This is a genomic window from Sporanaerobacter sp. PP17-6a, assembly GCF_900095615.1.
Lineage (GTDB): Bacteria > Bacillota > Clostridia > Tissierellales > Acidilutibacteraceae > Acidilutibacter > Acidilutibacter cellobiosedens.
The window spans coordinates 80,727-104,255 of sequence record NZ_FMIF01000027.1; the positions used below are offsets into that span (position 1 = coordinate 80,727).

General features: G+C 33.5%; 26 protein-coding genes. 20 read left to right on the plus strand and 6 right to left on the minus strand.

Features of this window, described 5'->3' with window-relative positions:
• Positions 1 to 64 precede the first annotated feature (64 nt).
• The 14 genes from PP176A_RS11525 to PP176A_RS11590 all read left to right on the plus strand — a co-directional run bounded on the left by PP176A_RS11525 (position 65) and on the right by PP176A_RS11590 (position 13,455).
• Positions 65 to 415, plus strand: a complete 351-nt coding sequence (locus tag PP176A_RS11525; RefSeq protein WP_234958921.1) for a DUF1622 domain-containing protein — start codon at positions 65 to 67, stop codon at positions 413 to 415.
• Between the two features lie 238 nt (positions 416 to 653).
• Positions 654 to 1,121, plus strand: coding sequence for an Hsp20/alpha crystallin family protein (locus PP176A_RS11530; RefSeq protein WP_071140623.1), 468 nt, complete (start codon positions 654 to 656; stop codon positions 1,119 to 1,121).
• A 160-nt stretch (positions 1,122 to 1,281) separates the two neighbouring features.
• Positions 1,282 to 3,045, plus strand: a complete 1,764-nt coding sequence (gene iorA / locus PP176A_RS11535) for an indolepyruvate ferredoxin oxidoreductase subunit alpha (protein WP_071140624.1) — start codon at positions 1,282 to 1,284, stop codon at positions 3,043 to 3,045.
• 2 nt (positions 3,046 to 3,047) lie between these two features.
• Positions 3,048 to 3,620: an indolepyruvate oxidoreductase subunit beta gene (locus tag PP176A_RS11540; protein ID WP_071140625.1), complete on the plus strand. Its 573-nt coding sequence runs from the start codon at positions 3,048 to 3,050 to the stop codon at positions 3,618 to 3,620.
• A 260-nt stretch (positions 3,621 to 3,880) separates the two neighbouring features.
• Positions 3,881 to 4,195, plus strand: coding sequence for a hypothetical protein (locus tag PP176A_RS11545; protein WP_071140626.1), 315 nt, complete (start codon positions 3,881 to 3,883; stop codon positions 4,193 to 4,195).
• A gap of 12 nt (positions 4,196 to 4,207) precedes the next feature.
• Positions 4,208 to 5,251: a V-type ATPase subunit gene (locus tag PP176A_RS11550; RefSeq protein ID WP_071140627.1), complete on the plus strand. Its 1,044-nt coding sequence runs from the start codon at positions 4,208 to 4,210 to the stop codon at positions 5,249 to 5,251.
• Positions 5,251 to 7,200 carry a V-type ATP synthase subunit I gene (locus PP176A_RS11555; protein ID WP_071140628.1) on the plus strand — a complete coding sequence of 650 codons (1,950 nt, stop codon included), beginning with the start codon at positions 5,251 to 5,253 and terminating at the stop codon, positions 7,198 to 7,200. Before PP176A_RS11550 ends, PP176A_RS11555 begins: the two co-directional genes overlap by 1 nt.
• Positions 7,201 to 7,214: 14 nt before the next feature.
• Entirely contained in the window at positions 7,215 to 7,637 is a 423-nt protein-coding gene (locus PP176A_RS11560) for an ATP synthase subunit C (RefSeq protein WP_071140629.1), read from the plus strand.
• A 1-nt stretch (position 7,638) separates the two neighbouring features.
• On the plus strand, positions 7,639 to 7,944 hold the full coding sequence (locus tag PP176A_RS11565) for a V-type ATP synthase subunit F (RefSeq protein WP_071140630.1): 306 nt from the start codon (positions 7,639 to 7,641) through the stop codon (positions 7,942 to 7,944).
• Between the two features lie 12 nt (positions 7,945 to 7,956).
• Positions 7,957 to 8,586 carry a V-type ATP synthase subunit E gene (locus tag PP176A_RS11570; protein WP_071140631.1) on the plus strand — a complete coding sequence of 210 codons (630 nt, stop codon included), beginning with the start codon at positions 7,957 to 7,959 and terminating at the stop codon, positions 8,584 to 8,586.
• A 4-nt stretch (positions 8,587 to 8,590) separates the two neighbouring features.
• The gene (locus tag PP176A_RS11575) at positions 8,591 to 10,351 is read left to right on the plus strand and encodes a V-type ATP synthase subunit A (RefSeq protein WP_071140654.1); all 1,761 of its coding nucleotides are present in this window, start codon (positions 8,591 to 8,593) and stop codon (positions 10,349 to 10,351) included.
• Positions 10,352 to 10,365: 14 nt separating this feature from the next.
• Positions 10,366 to 11,748: a V-type ATP synthase subunit B gene (locus PP176A_RS11580; RefSeq protein ID WP_071140632.1), complete on the plus strand. Its 1,383-nt coding sequence runs from the start codon at positions 10,366 to 10,368 to the stop codon at positions 11,746 to 11,748.
• Positions 11,749 to 11,752: 4 nt separating this feature from the next.
• Positions 11,753 to 12,370 (plus strand): V-type ATP synthase subunit D, encoded by a 618-nt coding sequence (locus PP176A_RS11585; RefSeq protein ID WP_071140633.1) that lies wholly within the window; start codon positions 11,753 to 11,755, stop codon positions 12,368 to 12,370.
• A 143-nt stretch (positions 12,371 to 12,513) separates the two neighbouring features.
• A complete protein-coding gene (locus PP176A_RS11590; protein WP_071140634.1) occupies positions 12,514 to 13,455 on the plus strand; it encodes an AAA family ATPase in 942 nt (313 codons plus the stop codon).
• 72 nt (positions 13,456 to 13,527) lie between these two features.
• On the opposite strand, the gene PP176A_RS11595 is transcribed toward PP176A_RS11590, so the two are convergent.
• Positions 13,528 to 14,982 (minus strand): nicotinate phosphoribosyltransferase, encoded by a 1,455-nt coding sequence (locus tag PP176A_RS11595; RefSeq protein ID WP_071140635.1) that lies wholly within the window; start codon positions 14,980 to 14,982, stop codon positions 13,528 to 13,530.
• Between the two features lie 242 nt (positions 14,983 to 15,224).
• Between PP176A_RS11595 and PP176A_RS11600 the strand changes: the two genes are divergently transcribed.
• On the plus strand, positions 15,225 to 15,596 hold the full coding sequence (locus tag PP176A_RS11600) for a metal-dependent transcriptional regulator (RefSeq protein WP_071140636.1): 372 nt from the start codon (positions 15,225 to 15,227) through the stop codon (positions 15,594 to 15,596).
• A gap of 86 nt (positions 15,597 to 15,682) precedes the next feature.
• Here PP176A_RS11600 and PP176A_RS15910 read toward each other — a convergent pair whose 3' ends face one another.
• The 5 genes from PP176A_RS15910 to PP176A_RS11620 all read right to left on the minus strand — a co-directional run bounded on the left by PP176A_RS15910 (position 15,683) and on the right by PP176A_RS11620 (position 18,941).
• Positions 15,683 to 15,823, minus strand: a complete 141-nt coding sequence (locus PP176A_RS15910; protein ID WP_083381933.1) for a FeoB-associated Cys-rich membrane protein — start codon at positions 15,821 to 15,823, stop codon at positions 15,683 to 15,685.
• A gap of 16 nt (positions 15,824 to 15,839) precedes the next feature.
• The gene (gene feoB / locus PP176A_RS11605; RefSeq protein ID WP_071140637.1) at positions 15,840 to 17,993 is read right to left on the minus strand and encodes a ferrous iron transport protein B; all 2,154 of its coding nucleotides are present in this window, start codon (positions 17,991 to 17,993) and stop codon (positions 15,840 to 15,842) included.
• A 92-nt stretch (positions 17,994 to 18,085) separates the two neighbouring features.
• The gene (locus PP176A_RS11610) at positions 18,086 to 18,307 is read right to left on the minus strand and encodes a FeoA family protein (protein ID WP_071140638.1); all 222 of its coding nucleotides are present in this window, start codon (positions 18,305 to 18,307) and stop codon (positions 18,086 to 18,088) included.
• 13 nt (positions 18,308 to 18,320) lie between these two features.
• Positions 18,321 to 18,530: a FeoA family protein gene (locus tag PP176A_RS11615; RefSeq protein ID WP_071140639.1), complete on the minus strand. Its 210-nt coding sequence runs from the start codon at positions 18,528 to 18,530 to the stop codon at positions 18,321 to 18,323.
• A gap of 108 nt (positions 18,531 to 18,638) precedes the next feature.
• Entirely contained in the window at positions 18,639 to 18,941 is a 303-nt protein-coding gene (locus PP176A_RS11620) for a DUF2325 domain-containing protein (protein WP_071140640.1), read from the minus strand.
• A 355-nt stretch (positions 18,942 to 19,296) separates the two neighbouring features.
• On the opposite strand from PP176A_RS11620, the gene PP176A_RS11625 reads away from it, so the two are divergent.
• The 5 genes from PP176A_RS11625 to PP176A_RS11645 all read left to right on the plus strand — a co-directional run bounded on the left by PP176A_RS11625 (position 19,297) and on the right by PP176A_RS11645 (position 23,523).
• A complete protein-coding gene (locus PP176A_RS11625) occupies positions 19,297 to 20,109 on the plus strand; it encodes a hypothetical protein (RefSeq protein ID WP_071140641.1) in 813 nt (270 codons plus the stop codon).
• Between the two features lie 118 nt (positions 20,110 to 20,227).
• Positions 20,228 to 20,497 (plus strand): TIGR03905 family TSCPD domain-containing protein, encoded by a 270-nt coding sequence (locus PP176A_RS11630; protein ID WP_071140642.1) that lies wholly within the window; start codon positions 20,228 to 20,230, stop codon positions 20,495 to 20,497.
• A gap of 143 nt (positions 20,498 to 20,640) precedes the next feature.
• Positions 20,641 to 23,010 carry a heavy metal translocating P-type ATPase gene (locus PP176A_RS11635; RefSeq protein ID WP_071140643.1) on the plus strand — a complete coding sequence of 790 codons (2,370 nt, stop codon included), beginning with the start codon at positions 20,641 to 20,643 and terminating at the stop codon, positions 23,008 to 23,010.
• 18 nt (positions 23,011 to 23,028) lie between these two features.
• Positions 23,029 to 23,238 (plus strand): heavy-metal-associated domain-containing protein, encoded by a 210-nt coding sequence (locus PP176A_RS11640; protein ID WP_071140644.1) that lies wholly within the window; start codon positions 23,029 to 23,031, stop codon positions 23,236 to 23,238.
• Between the two features lie 15 nt (positions 23,239 to 23,253).
• A complete protein-coding gene (locus PP176A_RS11645; protein WP_071140645.1) occupies positions 23,254 to 23,523 on the plus strand; it encodes a metal-sensing transcriptional repressor in 270 nt (89 codons plus the stop codon).
• Positions 23,524 to 23,529 lie beyond the last annotated feature (6 nt).

Sequence of the window (23,529 nt, forward strand, 5' to 3'; positions counted from 1 at the left end):
AAATGTTTCGGCTCATTTTTTTAAGCATAATATTAAAAAATAAAAGGGGGACAAGAGATTGAATGTGGAAATGATTTTAGAATATAGTATACCATACATAACTACTTTTCTGGAATGTATAGGAGTATTTATAATAACTTTAGCTTCTTTAAAAACCTTTGTTAATTTTATTAAATCCAAGTTTAATTTTACTGATGATAGTCTGAAATTGGAATTTGGAAAAGCGTTATCATTAAGTTTGGAATTTAAATTGGCGGCAGAAATACTTAAAACGGTAATAGTGCGTACTCTTGATGAATTTATTATTCTTGCGGCAGTAGTTGTTCTTAGAGCAATAATTGTATTCGTAATTCACTGGGAAATGACTGTCTCATTGAAAAATGGCAGTAAAATGGTTCAAAAATCTAATAATTGATTCAAAAATTGTATTTAAAATAAAATATTATGAAAAATAGAGAAATAAAGATATAAAATTAGAAAAACATAAATAATTTACACTAATAGCCATTATATCCCACAAATAATTTATAACATATAAATATGGATATTGCGTATAATATGTGTGTGTGATATAAAATAAGTGTAGGTCAAAGAAAGTCAAAGTTAAAGTCAGCATAAGTCAAATAATATAATATTATACGGAGGTGTTTATTATGTTTGGACTTACACCATATGACAAATGGCAAAGAGGAATTGAAAGGAAAAGGAGTGACTGGGATATAGAAAGAATGTTTGATAATATGTTAGAATCATTTTATAATAATACGCCTTTCCCAAATTTGTTGAATTCAAAGGAAATGAATATGAAGGTAGATATAAAAGAAAATGATAAGGAATATACCTTGGAAGCAGAAATGCCCGGAGCTAAAAAAGGCGAAATAAATTTGGATTTAAAGGACGATATCTTGACTATTTCATGGGAAAGAAAAAATGAAGTTAATGAAGAAAAAGAAAACTACATTAGAAAAGAAAGAAGCTATGGTTCAACTTCAAGAAGTTTTTATGTAGATGACGTAGATATAGAAAAATCAACTGCTAAATTTGAAGACGGTGTTCTTGTTGTAAATTTGCCAAAGAAAGAACCAAGTTCACCAAAGAATAGTACAATAAAAATTCAATAACATGTTATAAAAAAATGAAGTGCAAGTTCCCTTCAGGTGTAAGAGAACTTGCACTTCATTTTTATAACAATATTGTTAAGTATTTTTCATATCTTTTCATAATATTCTTTCATCTGATATAATATATTATGAATTAGAGTATATTAGGGAGGATGAGGAAATGAAGGAAATATTAACAGGAAATGAAGCAATTGCACGGGGTGCATATGAAGCCGGTTGTCATATAGCCTGTGCTTATCCGGGGACTCCTAGCACGGAAATACTTGAAAACGTTTCTAAATATAAAGAAATATATTCGGAATGGTCTACAAATGAGAAAGTAGCATTGGAAGTTGCCAGTGGGGCTTCTATAGCCGGTTCAAGGTCTCTTGTGGCAATGAAACATGTAGGACTTAACGTAGCTTCAGATCCGATGTTTACCATGGCCTATGAAGGAGTCAACGGAGGATTAGTAATTGTTACAGCAGATGAACCGGGGATGCATAGTTCACAGAACGAACAGGATAACAGATTATATGCTCCTCATGCTAAAGTAGCTCTTATTGAACCGTCGGACAGCCAAGAATGTAAAGATTTTATTAAATATGCTTTTGAAATAAGTGAAACTTTTGATACTCCTGTATTGTTTAGGGTTACGACCAGGGTTTGTCACAGCAAAGGTTTGGTAGAGCTGGGGGAGAGAAAAGAAATAGGAATTAGAGAGTATACAAAGAACCCTAAAAAATATATTATGGTTCCCGCCAATTCAAAAATGAAGCATGTGGAAATTGAAGAAGAAAGACTGCCAAAACTTAAAAAATATTCAAATAGCACTCCTCTTAATAGAATCGAGTGGGGAAGTAAAAAAATAGGAATTATAACAAGCGGAATTTCCTACCTTCATGCAAAAGAGGTCTTTGGAGAAAATGCATCTTATTTAAAAATTGGGTTCAGTTATCCTCTTCCTGATGAATTAATAATTAAATTTTCAAAAGTTGTGGACAAAGTATATATTATAGAAGAAAATGAACCTTATATTGAAAACTTCGTGAAATTTCTTGGAATTCCATGTATAGGAAAGGAATTCGTACCTATATGCGGAGAACTGAATCCTCAAATTTTAAGGAATGCACTTATTGAAAACCAAAAAGTAGAAGAATATAAACTGAATGTGGAAGCACCTTCCAGACCGCCGGCTCTTTGTGCTGGATGTCCTCACAGAGGGATATTTTATGCCGTAGGGAAGCTTAAGAATGTAATAGCTACCAGTGATATAGGATGTTATACTCTTGGAATGTCGGCGCCTTTAAATGTAGGAGATTCGGTTATATGTATGGGGGCCGGAATATCAGCCGGAATGGGTTTTGAAAAAGCGTTAAGACTTGCGGGAAAGGATAATAAGGTATTTGGATTTGTCGGAGATTCTACTTTTTTTCATTCAGGAATGACAGGACTTGTAAATGCGGTTTATAATAAGAGCAAAATGGTCATAGTTATTTTAGACAACAGGATTACGGCGATGACGGGACATCAAGAAAATCCAGGTACCGGAAAAACTTTAATGGGAGAGGAAACTCAAATAGTTGACGTTGAAAAGATAATAAAAGCCGTGGGAGTAAAAGAAGAAAATATAAGAGTTGTAGATCCCTATAACCTGAAAGAAACGAGTGAGGCTGTAAAGGATGCTTATGAAGCGGATGAACTGTTTGTAATAATTACAAAGCAGCCTTGTGCTTTAATTAAAAAAGTTCAAAAAGAAAGAAAAGGAATGTACTGTGAGATAAATCAAGAGAAATGTAGAAAATGTAAAACTTGCTTGAAAATAGGATGCCCTGCCATATCGGTTAAAAACAATGTAGTTATGATTGATGATGTTCAATGTAATGGATGTACTATTTGTATGCAGGTTTGTCCGTTTACTGCAATAGAAAGGATGGGTGAGTAGTTATGACTAAAAACTTACTTTTGGTAGGAGTAGGAGGACAAGGAACTATTCTTGTATCAAAGATACTTTCTCAAGGGCTTGTGGAAGAGGGATATGATGTGAAAATGTCCGAAATTCATGGAATGGCCCAAAGAGGGGGAAGTGTAACTACTCAAATAAGATTTGGAGATAAAGTATATTCTCCTAATATATGCGAAGGAGAAGCAGACGTATTGGTTGCTTTTGAGAAAGTAGAAGCAGTTCGATATATCAGACAACTTAGAAAAGGCGGAATTTTAATAGTTAACGATGTGGAGATTTACCCTCTCCCTGTTTTGACCGGAAAAGAAAAATATCCTGAAGGAGTTATTGAAGAGCTTAAGAAAAATATAGAAAACATTAATGTGGTTAACGGCAGAAAAATAGCAGAAGATGTGGGAGAAGTAAAGACTCAGAATATAGTATTGCTGGGATGTATCATTAAGGCTTTAAAACTTGAAGATATTAACTGGTCGGATTTAATCAGAAGGAATGTTCCTGAAAGGTTTCAAGAAGTTAACATAAAGGCTTTTAATGAAGGATTAAAATTATTATAATATTAAGATAAAAAGCGCTATCAAAAGTTGTAATCTTTGATAGCGCTTTTTATCTTAATGTTAATTTTCTGCTAAATGGGTTTCAAAAAGGGTTTTTCATTGTAAAAAAAGACGAAAATTAACGATTTAGCAAAAGAAATTTGAGATATATGGGAAATATATATTGACAAATTGAATTTAATTGGCTATAAGCAATAAACTATCCAATTTGCATTTTGTTTTTGAGTGATATATAATAGAAAATAATGAGGTGAGAATATATGGAAGAAGAGATTAAGAAAATAATAGAAATTGATAAAAACACTTTTGAATTAAAAAAGAAAACTGAAGATATAATCAATGAAAATGATAAAAATTTGGGGAAAATATTATTGAATTTAGAGAAGGACAGTATGGAGGAAGGAAAAGCAGAAGGAGATTGTGTATATAATAAACTGTTGGATGAAGGAAATAACAAGGCAAAGGAATTAGAAGCCAAAGGGAAGGAAATAGAAAATAATATTAAAAATATTTATAAAACATATAAAGAGGAAATTTTAAAAGGGATTTTTGATTCAATAGTTCAGAATTGTTAAGGGGCTGAGAACGTGGGAAATCCAAAACGATTTGCTGCAGTAAATACTAAAATAAGGTCCTTGGAAAGAAAATTTATGACAGAAGAGGATTTTATTAATATTATGAATAAAAAAAATACGGAAGAAATCTTTTTATATTTAAGAGATAATACTGAATACAGAGATGTTCTTGAAAATTTGGATGGCAGTAAAATCCATAGGCCGGATTTGGAAAGAGAAATTAAAGTTCATATATTTGTTCAATTCAGGAAGATAGTAAAATATTTTGATGAGAGTTACAAGAAATTGTTTCAGATTTTATTGATGAAGTATGAAATTGAAGATTTAAAATTCTATTTGAGGAAGCTTTTGCGAAACGAAAAATTAACCTTTCGGGTAAATGAATATGGGGATCTTGATTATGAAAAACTTTCCAATGCAAAAGATATAAATAAATTTGTGGAAGAACTAAGAGATACGGAATATTACAAGGCATTGAAACCATATTTAGGTGAAAAAAATAAAAAGCTTCTTTTTTATATGGTAATAAGTTTAGATAAATTATATTTTTCGAAGATAAAGGAACAAGGGCTGAAACTGAGCAAAGAAGACAGTAAAAATCTGTTTGAAACGATAGGCAGAAATATTGATCTTTTAAATATTGAGTGGATTTACAGAGGGCTGAAATATTATGATTTATTTCCTGAAGAGTTGATAAACTACACTTTGCCGGAAGGATATAGGTTAAAATACAATGATATAAAAAAACTTTGCTATGCAGATGACCTTAAAGAATTTCAGCAGATAATATTAAATACGGAGTATTCATTCTTATTTGATACAAAAAAAGATGTGGATTTATTTATGGAGAGAAGGATAGAAAGATATCTTTATTTTAAGTTTATTTCTTTGATTAAAGCATCAAGAATGGATATTACAGTTTCTTTGGCTTATTTTTATCTTCTTGAATATGAAGTTAAGGATATTTTTTCAATCGTTGAAGGAATAGAATATAATTTAAGTTTTGATGAAATGAAGGAGTACCTTATTAGAAGGATTAAAGGAAGTGGTAAATAATGGCAGTTGAAAAAATGGCTATGATGGATATGGTTATTCCTATAGGCATAACCCATGAAGTATTAAAGAAAATTATACTTCTTGGCAAGGTAAATTTAACCAATGCTATCGATCAAATAGAAGATAGTGAGTTTGTTCTTAATGTAGAAGGGAAAAATATGGATAAGATAGTAAACTTGAGTTTTATTTCTCCTTATCCTACCGATAATAGATTGGGAAAATATTCGGATAAAATAAATGCGATAAAGACTGCTTTTCATCTTGATTTTTCATTAGATAAAAATTGTCTTAAAACTTCATATAGCTTTGATGAAACTGCGGATATTATTGACATTGCATATGAAGAAATAATTAAATTAACCCAAAAAAAGGATGATTTGGAAAAAGAACTAAAAAAAATTGATAATCTTATTGGAAAGTTTTCTTATATTCATGATATGGATATTTCCATCGATGATTTAAGAAATTTGAATTATTTCCAATATCAGTTTGGGGTTTTATCTAAAGAAAACAGAATAAAACTGAAAAAAAATTATGAAAATATTTCAGCTTTGGCATTTCACTTGGGAAGCGGAGACAAAGAAGAAATTTATCTTATGATCTATCCCAAAAGTGTAGAAGATGAAATAAAAAGAATTTTTAGATCTTTGAACTTTAGCGGTATTGATGTGCCAAAGGAATTTTCGGGAACCCCAAGAAAAGTAATTCAGGAATTGAAAAATAAAAAGAAGGTTTTGCTTGACAATATTAAAGAGATAGATGAGAAATTGCAAGAAATAGAGGAGAAAAATATTGATAGCTTAAAATGTGCTTTTTCGAGATTTCAAATGGAGAAAAAAATCGAGGAAGCAGAAAAATACTTGGCATCTTCAAAAAAATTTGCATACCTTTCAGCTTGGGTTTCGGTTAAAGACAAACAGCAGATTAGAGATGAATTTAAGGAGTTTGAAAATTTATTGATTGAGTTTAAGGATGAAAAAGAAGTACAGACTGTTAAACCTCCTACAAAATTGAAGAACAACAGGCTTTTTTCTCCTTTTGAATCATTGGTAAAAATGTATGGGACACCTTCGTATAATGAACTGGATCCAACACCATTTTTGAGTGTTACTTATATGTTTTTGTTTGGAGCCATGTTTGGAGATTTAGGTCAAGGATTTATATTTTTACTGGCTGGCATTTTTCTTTCTAAAAAAAAGAAAAACAGTGTTTTTGGTCCTCTTATTATGAGAATAGGAGCAAGTTCTATGATATTTGGTACTTTATACGGAGGTTTCTTTGGATTTGAGAATGTCATACCTGCCCTTTTGCTGAGGCCCTTTGATAATATAAATTTGGTGCTGGAAGCTGCAGTATTTATAGGAATTTTTCTCATATTTATGAGCTATGGGTATAGCATTATAAATGCTGTTAAAGTTAATGATATAGAAAATGGAGTATTTGGGAAAAATGGAATAGCGGGTTTGATATTTTATATATCTCTGCTTCTTCTTATAGGAGGAAAATTTTTAAACAGAGTCCTTATTCCTACCGGTTTCGCTGTTGTTCTTTTACTGTTGACGATGGCTGCGATGGTGGTTAAGCAGCCTTTAGGGAACTTAATAAAAAAGAAGCCTTTATATAATGAAAGCGTATCAGATTATTATATTGAAAGTGGTTTTTCTATAATAGAAACTCTCTTAAGTATGTTAAGCGGTACTTTATCTTTTATAAGAGTTGGTGCCTTTGCCCTTACCCATGTAGGATTGTTTATAGCTTTTCAAACTATAGGAAGACTTATTGGCTCGGGAATAGGAGATGTTGTTGTCTTAATAATAGGAAATGTAGTAATTATATGCCTTGAAGGGCTTATAGTTTTTATTCAGGGATTAAGACTTGAGTATTATGAGTTATTCAGCAGATATTATAAAGGGGAAGGTGTTGAATTTTCCCCAATAAAGATTAATTAATGGAGGGAATTTAAATGACATTTATTCTTATAGCTACAACTATAATGGTTTTGATGACAATAGGAGCAGGAATTTTCTTAATGTATAAAAAAGCAGAAGTCAGTCAAAAGAAGCTTAAAAAGATTTTGCGATACAATCTTTTTGTATTTTTACCTATCCTTATCTTTTCAATCATACTGATAGTGCCTAACATAACTAACGCACAAAATACAGCCGCCTCTTCTCCCTCGGGATTGGGATTTATAGGTGCCGCATTATCAACGGGAATGGCTACTATTGGAGCAGGGTATGCAGTAGGAGTTGTAGGAGCATCTGCTTTGGGAGCTGTTTCCGAGGACCCGGGAATACTGGGAAAAACTTTGATATTTGTTGGGTTGGCCGAGGGTATCGCTATATATGGGCTGATAGTTTCCATATTGATATTGGGGAGCTTATAGTATGAAATCTTTTTTGATAAGTGACAACAGGGATAGCCTTATAGGAATTAGAATTGCTGGTATAGAAGGAGTGGTGCCTCAGAATAAAGAAGAGGCAGTTAAAATTCTTAATGAAAAATTAAAAGATAAGGATATAGGAATAATACTTTTATCTGAAAAGATTTTTAAATCGGTGGAAAGAACAGTTACGGAAATCAAGTTAAGGCAGTCTGTTCCTCTTATCGTTGTTATTCCTGACAGAAATGGACTTTCGAATAAGGATTTTATTACTAAGTATATAAAAGAGTCGGTAGGCGTGAAACTTTAAGGCGGTGATAAGGTGATTACAGTAGAGGAAAAATTAGATATTTTTTACAAATTGATTCTTGGCGAGGAAAGAGATAGAAGTGAAGAAATTCTTGAAAAAATTCAGATGAAAAACGAAGAGTTGATTCGTGAAAAAAAAGAAGAGGCTTTAAAGAAAAAAGAAGAAATTGTCAGCAAAAAAAGAAAAATGGGAGAATTGAAAAAGAATGAGATTATATCCAAAACTTTTTCTCAGGAGAAAAACAAAATATTAAAAGTTAAAAAGGAACTTTTGGAAGATCTGATGATTGAAATTGAAGATAAGGCCGAGAAATTTGCAGCAAGCCCAGAATATAAGAATTACCTTTTAGATGAATTAAAAAAAATTGCTGGTTCAGCGAAAGACCGGGAGATTTATATATATGTCAGCAAAAGAGATAAAGATATTTATGGTGACATCATTATGGATATTTTCCGTAAGAATAACAAAGAGGTTCTGATATCCCCATGGACTGAAAATAAAATAGGCGGATTTTTGCTGTTTAATAAAGAAAGAACATATTTGTTGGATTTTACCTTAAAAACTAAGATAGAGGGAAAAAAATATGAAATAGGAGAATTACTCTATGAAAAGTTTAAAGAAGCTGGTGATCTAATTGAGTAACTTGATGGGAAATATCATAATGATTAACGGTCCTGTCATTAAGGGAGAGAATATGACAGGGTTTAAAATAATGGAAATGGTACTGGTTGGTGAAAAAAAACTTTTAGGAGAGGTAATCTCTATAGAAGGAGATATAGGAACTATACAAGTTTATGAAGAAACAGAGGGACTGAAAAAGGGAGAAAAAATTGTATCTACAGGAAGGCCTCTTTCTTTGAAGTTAGGTCCCGGAATGATTGGAAATATATTTGATGGTATTGAAAGACCTCTTAAGCAAATTAATGATAATTTTGGAAGTTTTATTCCTGAAGGAATTGGACTTATAAATTTGGATGAAAATAAAATCTGGGATGTAGAGATTCTTGTTAATGCAGGGGATGAAATAGAAGAAGGGCAGATATTCGGGACAGTGGAGGAAACTTCCTTAATAGTTAATAAATTAATGATTCCCGTAGGTATAAAAGGAAAAATAGTTGAAGCGAAAAATAGCGGAAAATATAAATTAGAAGATGTATTGCTTAAGGTAGAAGATAAAAATGGAAGAGTTCATGAAATAAAAATGTATCAAGAATGGCCTGTAAGAATTCCGAGACCTATTAAAGAGAGAATTCCTATAAATAAACTGCTTGTTACGGGACAAAGAGTATTGGATGTATTTTTTCCCATAGCAAAAGGCGGAACAGCAGCTTTGCCGGGAGGATTCGGTACGGGGAAAACTATGACTCAACATCAGTTGGCAAAATGGTCTGATGCAGATATTATTGTATACGTAGGCTGTGGAGAAAGAGGAAATGAGATGACGGAGGTTTTAGAGGATTTTCCGAAGCTTATTGATCCTAAGACGGAAAAGCCTATAATGATGAGAACAATCCTTATAGCCAATACTTCCAATATGCCTGTTGCGGCAAGAGAAGCAAGTATATATACGGGAATTACTATAGCCGAGTACTATAGGGATATGGGTTATCATGTAGCTGTGATGGCGGATTCTACTTCAAGATGGGCGGAAGCTTTGAGAGAAATATCTGGAAGGCTGGAAGAGATGCCTGCTGAAGAAGGATTTCCTGCTTATCTTCCGTCAAGGCTGGCTCAATTTTATGAAAGAGCGGGATACGTGAATACACTAAATGATAAAGAAGGTTCTGTAACTATAATAGGAGCGGTTTCTCCTGCCGGAGGAGATTTTTCCGAACCTGTTACTGAGAATACTAAGAGGTTTGTAAACGTGTTTTTAGCATTGGATAAAGAGCTTGCTTATTCAAGACATTATCCTGCAATTAATTGGCTCACAAGCTATAGCGGATATTTAGATATGTTAAGGGATTATTATGAAGAAAATTTAGGCGAGGACTTACTTGCCCTCAGAGCAAAGATGATGAAAATACTGTTTGAGGAGAATAAACTTCAAGAGATTGTTTTGCTTGTAGGAGAAGATGTTCTTCCTGATGATCAAAGGCTTTTATTGGAGATTGCAAAAGTTATTAGGATAGGTTTCTTGCAGCAAAATGCTTTTCATAAAGAAGATACATTTGTTCCGTTAAAAAAACAGTTAGAAATGTTAAAAACAATAGATTATCTATATGAAAAAAGTTTTAAAGCCGTAAAAATGGGAATTCCCATTTCTCAGGTAAAAAATGATGAAATATTTGAAGATGTAATAAAGATGAAATACACTATTCCGAATAATGATTTGAGCGGAATAGAAGACATTAAGAAAAAAATAGATAATTATTACTTAAAGCTTTGCAATAAATATACGGAGTAGGAAGGTAGATATTTATGAGAAAAGAGTATTTACTCCTTGATAGAATAGAAGGACCCCTTATAGAACTTTCCGATGTAGACGAAGTAGGATATGGAGAAGTTGTAGAGGTGAAGACTTCTGGAAATGAGAAAAAGTTGGGAAAAGTAGTAAAAATTGAAGGAAATAAAGTAATAGTACAGGTTTTTGGTGATACTTCCGGTATCTCTATTGAAAATTCAACAGTAAATTTTAAAGGAGAACCTTTAGAGCTTCCTCTTTCGAGGGATATATTGGGTAGAACTTTTAATGGGTTGGGAAGGCCTATTGATGGGGGCGGAAATATATATTCTAAGAAAAAATATAATGTAAATGGGAGGCCTATAAATCCTGTAGCAAGAAGATATCCGAGAAATTATATACAAACAGGGATATCTTCAATTGATGGACTTATGACTTTAATAAGAGGTCAGAAACTACCTGTTTTTTCAGGGAATGGCCTTCCTCATAATGAATTGGCCGCTCAAATAGTAAGGCAGGCCAAATTACAATCGGAAGATGGTAAAGAAGAGGAATTTGCCATAATATTTGCAGCAATAGGAGTTAAGCATGATGAAGCTAATTTTTTCAGAGAAAGTTTTAGCAAATCCCAGGTTCTTGAAAGAGTTGTTATGTATATAAATTATGCGGATGATCCTATTATGGAAAGGATTATTGTTCCCCGTTGTGCTTTAACTGCAGCGGAATATTTGGCTTTTGAAGAAGAAATAAATGTCCTTGTAATTATGACGGATATGACAAGTTATGGCGAGGCCCTGAGGGAGATTTCATCATTGAGGGAAGAGGTCCCCAGCAGAAGAGGATACCCGGGTTATTTGTATTCTGATTTGGCAAGTTTATATGAAAGGGCAGGAATGCTTAAAGGCAGTAAAGGTTCTATAACATTGATTCCGATTCTTACTATGCCTAATGATGATATTACTCATCCTATTCCGGATTTGACAGGCTATATAACAGAGGGGCAGATAGTTCTTTCAAGAGAATTATATCAGAAAGACATATATCCTCCCATTAATGTGTTGCCGTCTTTGTCAAGGCTTATGAAGGATGGGATCGGGAAGGGCTATACAAGAGAAGATCATCCTGATTTAGCTAATCAGTTGTTTTCATCTTATTCAAAAGTTCAGGAAGTGAGATCTTTGTCACAAATTATAGGAGAAGACGATCTGACTGAAAGAGATAGGAAATATCTTCAGTTTGGTAAGGAATTTGAAGAGAAATTTGTTAAGCAAGGATTTAACGAAAATAGAGATATTAGTGAGACCTTCGATATATCCTGGGGCTTGTTATCAATTTTGCCTGTAGAAGAGCTGGATAGAATAGATCCCAGTCTTATAGATAAATATTTGAAAATAAGGTGAGAATATGGCTGTTTATAAAATGACTCCCACAAAAGCTAATTTAATAAAATCAAAGTCTGCTCTTCAGTTTTCAAAAAAAGGGTATGAACTTTTAGATAAAAAAAGGACTGTCCTTATTAAAGAGATGATGTCTTTAATAGAAAAAGGAGTAAGAGTCCAGGAAGAAATACAAAAGAATTTTGAGGAGGCATACAGAGCACTTCAGTATGCAAATATTACTATGGGAGTTAATGAGGTTGAAGAATTAAGTATGTCCCTAAAGAAGGAAGAGGGGTTTGACATACTTTTAAAAAGCGTTATGGGAGTAGAAATACCATATATAAAATATGAAAAAGAACCTATTTCTCCTGAATACGGTTTGTTGAAAACCAACCCTGCTTTTGATGAAGCTGTGTTAAAGTTTATAAGTATCAGATATTTGATATATGATTTTGCACAAATAGAAAATTCTATTTATAAATTGGCTATGGAAATAAAGAAGACGCAGAAGAGAACAAATGCATTGGAAAAAATTCAGATGCCAAGATATGAAAGGGAGATAAAATATATACAGGAAGTACTGGAGGAGAAAGAAAGAGAGGACTTTTTTAGACTTAAAAAGGTGAAAAAAAAGAAGAAATAAATATACGCATCCGTATGGGATGCGTTATTGTTTTTTTTGAATTTGTCATTGAAATATTATCTCATACTGCATGTACAATTTACCGAAATTTTGTTAACATAATAGTATAAGATAAAAAGTATGCAGGAGAAGGAGAAAATAAAATGGATGTAAAACCTTTTGTTACTTTTAGAGAGAATGTTTTAAAAAATGTTTCCCAAGCAATAGTGGGGAAAAGAGAAATTGTAGATCTTCTTATAATTTCTTTTATAGCAGGAGGTCACATATTATTGGAAGATGTTTCCGGTCTTGGAAAGACAACGATTGCTAAAACTTTTGCTAAAACAATAGGAGTCCCATTTAAAAAAATACAGTTTACTCCGGATTTGCTTCCGGCTGATCTTGTAGGTATAAATTATTATAATGAAAAAACCGGGAAATTTGATTTTAAAAAAGGTCCATTTTTTTCAAATATAATTCTTGCCGATGAGGTAAACAGAGCAACCCCCAGAACTCAATCAAGTCTTCTTGAAGCCATGGAAGAGAAGCAAATAACCGTAGACGGAGAGACTAAGACTCTTAACCCCACTTTTATGGTTTTAGCTACTCAGAATCCTGTAGAAAGTTATGGAATATTTCCTCTTACTGAATCTCAAATGGATAGATTTCTCATGAGGATAAACATAGGCTACCCTACGAAAGATGAAGAAAGAGAAATAATACTTAGAAATGAAACAAATATTATAGAGAATGTACATTGTATAATAAAGGAAGAGGAAATAAAATATTTGTCTGAGAATTATGGAAAAGTTTACGGAAGCGAAGATATCATGAATTATATAATAGATATAATAGAAAATACAAGAAAAAATGATAAGATAGAATTGGGTGTAAGTCCGAGGGGAAGTATTGCATTATTTAAGGCAAGCCAGGTTTATGCGGCAATCAACGGAAGAGACCATATAATACCTGAAGATATAAAAAAGGTTGCTGTTCATGTTCTCAACCACAGGATAGTATTAAAAAAGAAAGGCAAGATGGAAGGAGCAGTAAAAGTAATAAAGGAGTTAATTGATAAAACAAAGGAGCCAACGGAGAAGAACTAAATAAGAAAAATAAGTAAAAAAAAACTTCGATATTGAAAACGAATTTATCCTTGATATCGAAGCTCCCTTATTTTATTCGTATTTTCTTAATAAGTCAGTTTTTATATTCCATAAAATATCTGACAAGTCCACAAAATATTCATGTGGGTTTTCAAAACGAAGAACTTCATCCCACAGAGTACTTATTTGTTCTTTGCAATATTTTTGTATATCTTTAATATTTGGGCTTTCATAAACACAATTACCTTTATCAAATATCTTTATTAATAATTTTCTGGCAGTGAAATTGGTTAAGGTCTTCTTCTTCCAGGTATATAGAGGATGGAATATTTGATAAGGCTTTGATTCATCTATTATTTCGTCATGAAGGGAAATAACATCGGCAGTCGCCTTTCCGCTTGTTTTATCATATAACCTATATACTTGTTTAAATCCTGGGATAGTAATTTTATCTACATTTTCACTTATTTTTATTTTAGGTATAATTTTTCCTTCCGATTCTATTGCCACTAATTTGTAAACTCCCCCGAATACGGGTTCTGATCTGGCAGTTATAAGTCTTTCACCAACGCCGAGAGAGTTAATTGCTGCTCCTTGGTTTATTAGATCCTCAATTACATACTCATCTAAACTGCTTGATACAACTATAGGACAATCTTCAAATCCGGCCTTGTCTAACATTTTTCTTGATTCTTTTGAAAGATATGCAATATCACCGCTGTCTATTCTTACTCCCTTAGGTCTGAAGCCTCTGGGAATTACTTCTTCCTGAAATGTTTTAATAGCATTGGGAATTCCCGATTTAAGTACATTATAAGTATCTACTAATAAAACGCAATCATCAGGATATAATCTTGCATATGCTCTGAAAGAATCCAATTCTGAAGGAAATATCTGAACCCAGCTATGAGCCATTGTGCCTAAAGCGGGAACTTCAAAATCTCTGTCGGTTATAGTGCAGGCGGTTCCAACGCAGCCTCCGATGTAAGCGGCTCTTGCCCCCAATATAGCTCCTTCATATCCTTGAGCTCTTCTGGAACCGAATTCCATAATAGGTCTTCCTTGAGCAGCTCTGACGATTCTATTTGATTTTGTGGCTATTAAACTTTGATGATTAATAGTAAGGAGTATCATAGTTTCTAATATTTGAGCTTGAATTACCGGACCTCTAACCGTAACTATAGGTTCTTTTGGAAAAATAGGAGTTCCCTCGGGTATGGCCCATACATCACATTCAAATTTGAAATTTTTTAAATAATTAAGGAATTTTTCGCTGAAAATATTTTTATTTCTGAAATATTCTATATCATCATCATAAAACTTTAAATTTTTCATGTATTGAATTAGCTGTTCTACTCCTGCCATAATGGCGAATCCGCCATTATCAGGTATTTCTCTGAAAAACATATCAAAATAAGCAATAGTATTTTCCATTCCATATTCCATATAACCATTTGCCATAGTGAATTCATAGAAATCAGTAAGCATGGTTAAATTATTTTTATCTTTCCAATCTATATTGGCCATTTTAAAGTCTCCTTTATTGCATATTATTGCCATCATTCTATTCCATTATAGACTTTATAATGTGAAAATTCAATACTTTAATATTATTATATATTTTAACGGGTCTATTAATTTGCATATATACTTTAAATCATTACTATTTTATAAACGTATTTTTTGACCTATAAATCTTGAAAAACCATTTAATTTTTGTTAACATAAAATCATAGTACCTATAATATTTATTGAAAAGAGGCTTTGATATGAAGATACAAGAGTCAGCCGAAAATTATTTAGAGACTATTCTGATATTACAGCAAAGAAACGGCCAAGTTCGCTCAATAGATATTGTCAATGAGATGAATTTTAAAAAATCCAGTATCAGCGTTGCTATGAAACATTTTAGGGAAAACGGTTATATTTGTATGGATGAAGATGGATATATTACCCTTACGGAAAGTGGATTGGCAATTGCCGAACATATCTATGAGCGTCATCGGACACTTACGAAGTACTTTATGGCTCTTGGTGTCAGTGAAAAAAATGCAAAAAAAGATGCCTGTAAGATCGAACATGATATCAGCGAAGAAAGCTTTAATAAAATTCGAGAACATTTGTCAAAATTACAACAATAATATCAGAGATGGAGTTATAATATGGGTTAGTTTATGATAAGAAAAGGGATGGATATAAAAATCCATCTCTCTTTTTTTTAAAACATTTATTTGCAATGACTTTTATCTGTAATGGGACAACTACTGCATCCGCAGTTACAGCCGCCGTTTTTAGTTGTTTTAAAAGATTTATAGCCAGCAAATATCATTGCTCCGATGACAATAGCTCCGATAATCCATGTTGCCATAAGATCACCTCCCTTTTTATGCTGCTACTTTCTTATTTAAAGTATCATGGCTTGCTTTATCAGGGTCGTACCTTCTGAACAGCATGTATAGGATGAAAATTATTATAAGCACAGATAAAATTGCCCCTATACCGAAAGGTCGACCAAGAATCCAAACACTTCCGAGTTGATTTACGATAAAAGCTAATACATATCCTACAAGGAATTGATAGCCTATTGCAATCCATGTCCATTTTCCTCCGCCCATTTCACGCTTTGTAGCGCCGATTGCTGCAAAGCAAGGTGGACAAAAGAGGTTAAATACCATAAATGAAAGTCCGCTGACAACAGTAAACATTGATGCAACATTGGCAATAAATGAAGGGTCACTTTCACTTATGTCACTGCCTAAACCAAACAATACACCAAAGGTACCAACTGCATTTTCTTTGGCTACAAGGGCACTTACTGAAGCAACTGCACCTTGCCAAGTTCCAAAACCGAGAGGAGCAAAGATTGGTGCTATAACATTTCCAATGGAAGCAAGTATACTCTTGTCTGCATCTTCAACCAATTGAAAACTCCAGCTGAAATTGGAGAAGAACCAGATAATGCCGCATGCTACGAAAATAACAGTACCGGCTTTTTTAATAAATAATTTGCCGCGTTCCCACATATGAATGAGGACCCCCTTAAAACTTGGAAGATGATATTGAGGAAGTTCCATTACAAATGGTGCAGGATCACCTGCAAATATTCTTGTCTTTTTTAAGATGATACCTGAAATAATAATTATTGCAATTCCAAGAAAATACATGGAAGGACCTACCCAAGTAGAATGTGGGAAAAATGTTGCGGTCATCATAGCAATGATTGCTAATTTTGCACCGCAAGGCATAAAAGTTGTAAGTATAATAGTCATTTTGCGGTCCTTTTCGTTTTCAATGGTTCTTGTTGCCATGATACCCGGTACACCACATCCAGAGCTTATAAGGATTGGTATGAAAGATTTACCCGAAAGACCAAACTTACGGAAAATTCTATCCATGATGAAAGCTATACGTGCCATATAACCTGAATCTTCCAAAATAGACAGGAAGAAAAACAGAATAAACATTTGAGGCACAAATCCAAGCACAGCACCGACACCACCGATAATACCATCAACAATAAGTCCGATAAGCCATTTTGCAGCGCCTACAGCTTCAAGTCCTGACGTAGCCCAATTTGTTATCCAAGTGCCGAACAATACGTCGTTTGTCCAGTCCGTTACGATAGAACCGAGAGAAGAAACGGATACATAGTAGATGAGCCATATAATTGCAGCAAAAATCGGAAGTGCCAGCCAACGGTTTGTTACTATTTTATCAATTTTATCAGAAGTAGTCAATTTAGTTTTATTTTTCTTAGATACACATTTGTCAATGACCTTAGCAATATAGGCATACCTTTCATTTGTAATAATACTTTCAGCATCATCATCTAATTCATCTTCACAAGAAGCAACAATGCTCTCGATTTGGTTCCTGATGTCGGCCGAAAGGCTTACTTGTTCCATGATTTTTTCATCTCGTTCAAAGAACTTAATGGAAAACCAGCGTTTGGATTCATCATCTACTTTTCCTGATATTACTTTTTCAATTTGAGATAATGCATTTTCTATCTTCTCAGAAAACGGATGTAGCGGAGAATTTTTTTTATTTGCCTTTACAATTTCAATGGCTTTATCGATTACTTCTTTGGAACCAATACCCTTTAAAGCAGAAGTTTCGACTACCTCACAGCCAAGGGTCTTGCTCAGCTTGCCGGTATCGATAACATCGCCATTTTTGTGAACTATATCTATCATATTAAGGGCCATAACAACAGGAACACCAATTTCGGTAAGCTGCGTAGTTAAATAAAGATTTCTTTCAATGTTGGAAGCATCGACAATATCAATAATAACATCAGGTTTTTCGTTAACAAGATAATTTCGAGAAACAACTTCCTCCAAAGAATAAGGCGAAAGAGAGTATATACCAGGTAAATCCTGAATAATAATATCATGATTGCCTTTGAGCTTTCCCTCTTTTTTTTCAACAGTTACACCAGGCCAGTTACCTACATATTGAGAGCTACCCGTCAGGTCGTTAAACATGGTTGTCTTACCACTGTTAGGATTACCTGCAAGAGCAATTTTAATAGACATTTTGATTCCTCCTTAATTCATAATAAGTTAGTTAGAGCTAACTCTCGTACTTAATATTACTAAATATAATATAATTACTATAAATATTTTGATTAGCTTACCTCGATTTTTTCGGCTTCTGCCTTACGTAGGCTAAGTTCATAGTTTCTTACCTTAATTTCAATCGGATCGCCTAAAGGAGCTACCTTACGAACAAAGATTTTACATCCATTGGTAATACCCATATCCATAATTCTACGCCTAACAGCGCCCTCACCATGCAACTTTACTACACTTACAGTTTCACCGCATTTCACATCTCTTAATGTTTTCATTATTTATTCCTCCTTAAATCATAATTCTATTCGCCATACTTTTATCTAAGGCTACACGAGTGTCCTTAACTATTAAAATCACATTTCCGGACATCTCAGATACAACAGTGACATTTTCACCAACTACAAAACCAAGACTTCCTAAAAAACGTCTCGTTTTATCTTTTCCGGTGATTCTTTTAATACAATTTGGTTCTCCTATTCTTGCCATTGTAAGGGGCATAATACAATCCCTCCTTTTTAAGATTATGACTGTCTAACCACAATTCAATATATCTGAATAATCAAAGTTAGTCATAACTAACTTTGATGCTGATAAAATTTATTGTAACTAATTATACTGTCCCACAGCTATATTAAAACTTTTGCTTAATGTTTCTTCTATATTTGCCCAACTTCTGCGAGAAAAGAAAATCTTTGCATTGCTGTTTTTTAACTGCTTCTTAATTATTTTTGTAGTTTGATGGTTTATATAATCGGTCAATACCAAAATGACATCAGTGTTCTTAGGTATTTTTAAAGATTTTTGCTTATTATTTCTTCCCGAAATATGGGTAACAGTAGAGAATCCTCTCTTTTTTAGATTGTCTTCAATACCGCCTAAATAATCGCCTCCTATCACTAAAAGACTCATATACCATTTCCTCCTATTATAGTTTTATATTTTTAACTCAATCTTAATTACTTTTATGTGGTGGATCAATATTGTATTTACATTAGTATATGTATGCATTCAATAATACTAATGATAATCATTTTCATATCTAATATTATAGTATTATAAATTATCAACAAAGTCAAATGTTTTTTAGATAATATAGCGTTTGCCCATAAAAATTTTATTAGATTTTAACTTTTTTGTAACTACTTCGTATATATATAATGGTAGAATAAAAAAAGTGAAAGAAGTTTTTAATATTCTGCAGAGGTTATAAATAAATGGGTAATATATTTATAACAAGAAAAATAATCGAAAGGGGATTGTAAGTGTGAAAAAAAAGGTTATGTTTTTATTCTTAGTTGTAATTATGGGCATATTTTCTTTTAGTTATTCTTATGCTGATGAAATTCAACAATCAGGAATAAATAAAATTGTTCTTTCAGAAGGTGAAAGAATAATTCAGTTGAAAAAAGAAGATGTAAACGGAGACGGGGTGAAAGATTCCGTTTATATGATAGGCAAGAATTTATTTGCAGATAGTATATATAGTTCTATACAGGTAAAGGTACTTGACGGGAAGACTAATGATATATTTGATATAGATTTTGGGGATTTTGCAGGATATGGAGGGAAGATGGAAGTAGTAGATTTCACAGGAGATAAAATTCCCGAAATAATGATTTCCGCAGATACAGGAGGAAGCGGAGGCATAGTAGATACAAGAATAGCTTCATTTAAAGATAACAAGACCAATATAATATATGGTGAAGAAGAAAATAAAGGATTTAATTTCACTGGAAAGTTTATTGACGGATTTAAAGTTGAGTTAAGAAGTGATTTTTTAAAAAATCCATTAACGTTAGATGTAAGCAGAAATTCTTCTTCATATATAGAAGGTGATATATATTCAAAAGACGGGAAATTTATCGGTAAAAATACAGAGCCCTGGTCTGATTCCTTTGGAAAGATTGATGCAATAGATTATGACGGAGACGGAACATATAATATTGAAGGAGTACAACGTATATCGGGAGCTTGGCATGCCGACGGGATATCTACGGTAACATCCGAATGGAATTATAAAGATGGAAAATGGAGCCCCATTTCAGCAGAATATACTGTACCTTTAAATTTAGAGTAAATAATGGATAAATAAAATTTTAGATACTTTGTATAAATAATTTATACAAAGTATCTTTTTTGTACTTAATTGTTGTATAATATCTTATGAATATAATTATCTGAAGGGAGAATATAATATGTACGAATTTATTCCAAGGGGGGTTTGCTCCAGAAGAATTTTTTTTAACATAGAAGACGGGAAGATTAAAGATTTAAATTTTGTCGGAGGCTGTAATGGAAACCTTCAAGGGATATCAAGATTAGTCGAAGGCATGACTCCTGAAGAAGTGATAAAAAAGTTTTCTGGAATTAAGTGTGGAGGGAAGAAAACGTCATGTCCGGATCAGCTATCGAGAGCATTAACCGAATATTTGAAAACAAGGGATGAAAAAGCGGCAAGTAATTAGTTGGATTATAAAAGGTTGGTATTTTAATAATACCAGCCTTTTATTTTAAAAAAATAAAAAATATCTTTACAAATGTTTTATTCGGGGTATAATAATATTGACAGGCCCCATATGGGGAGGGGTACCTAAAGGAGATGATATTTATGGATAAAATTAAAACTACCATTGGTGTTCATGGGATGACTTGTGCCGCGTGTGCTTCAAGAATCGAGAAGGCACTTTTAAAACAGGAAGGCGTGGATAGAGCCTCTGTAAACTTATTGGCCGAAAAGGCTGTTATAGAATATGACAAGGGCAAAACCGATATGGAAAATTTGATTAAGACTATAGAGAGAACAGGGTACGAGGCAGTTTTTGATAGAGCAACTTTTTTGATAGGAGGCATGACCTGCGCTGCATGTGCTGCAAGGGTAGAGAAAAGTTTAAAGAAGGTAAACGGGGTAGTAAATGCTAATGTAAACCTTGCTACAAATAAAGCATCGGTGGAGTATTCAAAGGATGATACAGATATTAAAAGTTTAATAAAAGCAGTTGAGAAAGCAGGATACAAGGCTGAATTAGAGGAAAAATCAAATCCGGACAAAGAAAAGGAAGCGAGAGAAAAAGAAATTAAATCTTTAAAAACATCTTTTATAATATCTGCAATATTCAGTATACCTTTATTTTCAGCAATGTTTTTCCATATGGCCGGTATTCATACTATACTTTCTAACGGATATTTTCAGCTGATATTGGCTACTGTGGTACAGTTCGGAGTAGGCTACAGATTTTATAAAGGGGCCTTTGTTTCTTTGAGAGGCGGAGGAGCCAATATGGATGTACTTGTAGCAATGGGAACATCAGCCGCTTATTTCTTCAGTCTGTACAATTTGATTATGGGGATGGAAATGTATTATTTTGAAGCATCTGCTATGATTATTACTTTAATATTGCTGGGAAAAACTTTTGAAGCTGTGGCCAAAGGAAAGACATCGGAAGCCATTAAAAAATTGATGGGTCTTCAACCTAAAACTGCTAAAATAATAGTAGACGGTTCAGAAAAAGATATACCTATAGAAGAAGTTCAGGTAGGGGACATAATAGTGGTTCGTCCCGGAGAAAGAATACCTGTAGATGGAGAGATAATAAAGGGGAATTCCTCCGTAGATGAGTCCATGATTACGGGAGAAAGCATCCCTGTAGATAAAAAAGAAGGGGATGAGGTAATAGGGGCCACTATTAATAAGTATGGTACTTTTAATTTTAAGGCAACAAAGGTTGGAAAAGATACGGCTTTGTCTCAAATTATAAAATTAGTAGAAGATGCCCAAGGTTCCAAGGCTCCTGTTCAGAGGCTGGCAGATAAAATATCGTCAATATTCGTTCCCACGGTTATATTAGTGGCTGTAGCTACATTTCTTCTTTGGTATTTTGTAAAGGGTGACTTTACTTCGGGACTTATTAATGCCGTATCCGTATTGGTTATTGCCTGCCCCTGTGCTTTAGGGCTGGCTACTCCTACAGCTATAATGGTAGGAACCGGTAAAGGAGCAGAAAACGGCATCTTGATCAAAAGCGGTGAACATTTGGAAAAAACTCATGAATTGGATACTCTGATATTTGATAAGACAGGAACCATTACAAAAGGTGAACCCGAAATCACGGATATAGTTGTCTTTGACGGCAATGAAGAAGAAGTATTAAGACTTGCCGCCATAGCGGAAAAAACTTCTGAGCACCCCCTTGCCAAAGCTATTGTGCAAAAGGCTGAGGAAAGAAACATGGATATTGAAATTTCCGAAAAATTTGCTGCTATTCCCGGGAGAGGGATTCATGCAACTATTGAAGGGAAAGAAGTATATATAGGTAACAGAAGGCTTATGGAAGAAACGGGAGTTGAAATGGATGATGTGAAAGACGAACTGTTTCGACTTGAAGGAGAAGGGAAAACCTCTATGATATTGGCTGTGAATGGGAAAATTTCAGGAATAATAGCTGTTGCCGACAGTGTTAAGGATAATTCAGAAGAAGCTATCAGAGAATTAAAAAATGCCGGATTAAATATATATATGATCACGGGAGATAATGAAAGAACGGCTAAGGCGATTGCCAATGAAGTAGGGATAGATAATGTTTTGGCTGATGTCCTTCCCGAGAATAAAGCCAAAGTAGTAGAAAAATTAAGAGGAGAAGGTAAATTTGTAGGAATGATAGGAGACGGCATAAATGATGCTCCCGCATTGGCAGCATCTGATGTAGGCTTTGCCATAGGTACAGGTACGGATGTGGCTATGGAGGCTGCCGATATTACCCTTATGAGAGGGGATTTAAGGGGGATAGTTACGGCTATCAGGTTAAGCCGTAGAACCATGAAAACTATAAAGCAAAATCTGTTTTGGGCGTTTGCCTATAATACGGTTGGAATACCTATTGCGGCTTTGGGATTTCTAAATCCCATGATAGCCGGAGCGGCAATGGCTTTTAGTTCAGTTTCGGTTGTAACAAATTCATTAAGGCTAAAAAAATTTAAATAAATTAAGGAGAGGATATTTATGAAAAAAACAGTATTTATAGAAGGAATGTCTTGTTCTCATTGTGCAAATGCAGTGAGAGAATCATTGGAAGCATTAGACGGAATTGATAAAGTAAAAGTTGACTTAAAAGGCAAAAAGGCTGTAGTCAAAGGAGAAAATTTGGATGATGGAGAGATAAAAAAAGCGGTTAGTGATGCTGGATATGAAGTGGTAAATATTACAGAATAGTTGGTGATGTAAATGATGAATGAAGAAAAACAGGCTGCCATGAATCTTTTGAAAACTGCAAGAGGGCAGATTGACGGAATTGTTAAAATGATTGAAGATGACAGATATTGTGTGGATATTTCCAAGCAGATTCTTTCCGCTATGGCGTTATTAAAGAAGGCAAATATAGATATATTGGATCAGCATATCAGGCACTGTGTCAGAACAGCGATTTTGGAAGGAGAGGAACAAGGGGATCAGAAAATAGACGAGATAATAAATATAATAGAGAAGTATATGAAATAAGAAAAA

Bases quoted from the DNA above. Each gene is read 5' to 3' on its own strand.
- PP176A_RS11530 (WP_071140623.1), top strand. From the start codon at position 654: ATGTTTGGACTTACACCATATGACAAATGGCAAAGAGGAATTGAAAGG.
- iorA (WP_071140624.1), top strand. From the start codon at position 1,282: ATGAAGGAAATATTAACAGGAAATGAAGCAATTGCACGGGGTGCATAT.
- PP176A_RS11540 (WP_071140625.1), top strand. From the start codon at position 3,048: ATGACTAAAAACTTACTTTTGGTAGGAGTAGGAGGACAAGGAACTATT.
- PP176A_RS11545 (WP_071140626.1), top strand. From the start codon at position 3,881: ATGGAAGAAGAGATTAAGAAAATAATAGAAATTGATAAAAACACTTTT.
- PP176A_RS11555 (WP_071140628.1), top strand. From the start codon at position 5,251: ATGGCAGTTGAAAAAATGGCTATGATGGATATGGTTATTCCTATAGGC.
- PP176A_RS11560 (WP_071140629.1), top strand. From the start codon at position 7,215: ATGACATTTATTCTTATAGCTACAACTATAATGGTTTTGATGACAATA.
- PP176A_RS11565 (WP_071140630.1), top strand. From the start codon at position 7,639: ATGAAATCTTTTTTGATAAGTGACAACAGGGATAGCCTTATAGGAATT.
- PP176A_RS11575 (WP_071140654.1), top strand. From the start codon at position 8,591: ATGGGAAATATCATAATGATTAACGGTCCTGTCATTAAGGGAGAGAAT.
- PP176A_RS11580 (WP_071140632.1), top strand. From the start codon at position 10,366: ATGAGAAAAGAGTATTTACTCCTTGATAGAATAGAAGGACCCCTTATA.
- PP176A_RS11585 (WP_071140633.1), top strand. From the start codon at position 11,753: ATGGCTGTTTATAAAATGACTCCCACAAAAGCTAATTTAATAAAATCA.
- PP176A_RS11590 (WP_071140634.1), top strand. From the start codon at position 12,514: ATGGATGTAAAACCTTTTGTTACTTTTAGAGAGAATGTTTTAAAAAAT.
- PP176A_RS11595 (WP_071140635.1), bottom strand. From the start codon at position 14,982: ATGGCCAATATAGATTGGAAAGATAAAAATAATTTAACCATGCTTACT.
- PP176A_RS11600 (WP_071140636.1), top strand. From the start codon at position 15,225: ATGAAGATACAAGAGTCAGCCGAAAATTATTTAGAGACTATTCTGATA.
- PP176A_RS15910 (WP_083381933.1), bottom strand. From the start codon at position 15,823: ATGGCAACATGGATTATCGGAGCTATTGTCATCGGAGCAATGATATTT.
- feoB (WP_071140637.1), bottom strand. From the start codon at position 17,993: ATGTCTATTAAAATTGCTCTTGCAGGTAATCCTAACAGTGGTAAGACA.
- PP176A_RS11610 (WP_071140638.1), bottom strand. From the start codon at position 18,307: ATGAAAACATTAAGAGATGTGAAATGCGGTGAAACTGTAAGTGTAGTA.
- PP176A_RS11615 (WP_071140639.1), bottom strand. From the start codon at position 18,530: ATGCCCCTTACAATGGCAAGAATAGGAGAACCAAATTGTATTAAAAGA.
- PP176A_RS11620 (WP_071140640.1), bottom strand. From the start codon at position 18,941: ATGAGTCTTTTAGTGATAGGAGGCGATTATTTAGGCGGTATTGAAGAC.
- PP176A_RS11630 (WP_071140642.1), top strand. From the start codon at position 20,228: ATGTACGAATTTATTCCAAGGGGGGTTTGCTCCAGAAGAATTTTTTTT.
- PP176A_RS11635 (WP_071140643.1), top strand. From the start codon at position 20,641: ATGGATAAAATTAAAACTACCATTGGTGTTCATGGGATGACTTGTGCC.
- PP176A_RS11640 (WP_071140644.1), top strand. From the start codon at position 23,029: ATGAAAAAAACAGTATTTATAGAAGGAATGTCTTGTTCTCATTGTGCA.
- PP176A_RS11645 (WP_071140645.1), top strand. From the start codon at position 23,254: ATGAATGAAGAAAAACAGGCTGCCATGAATCTTTTGAAAACTGCAAGA.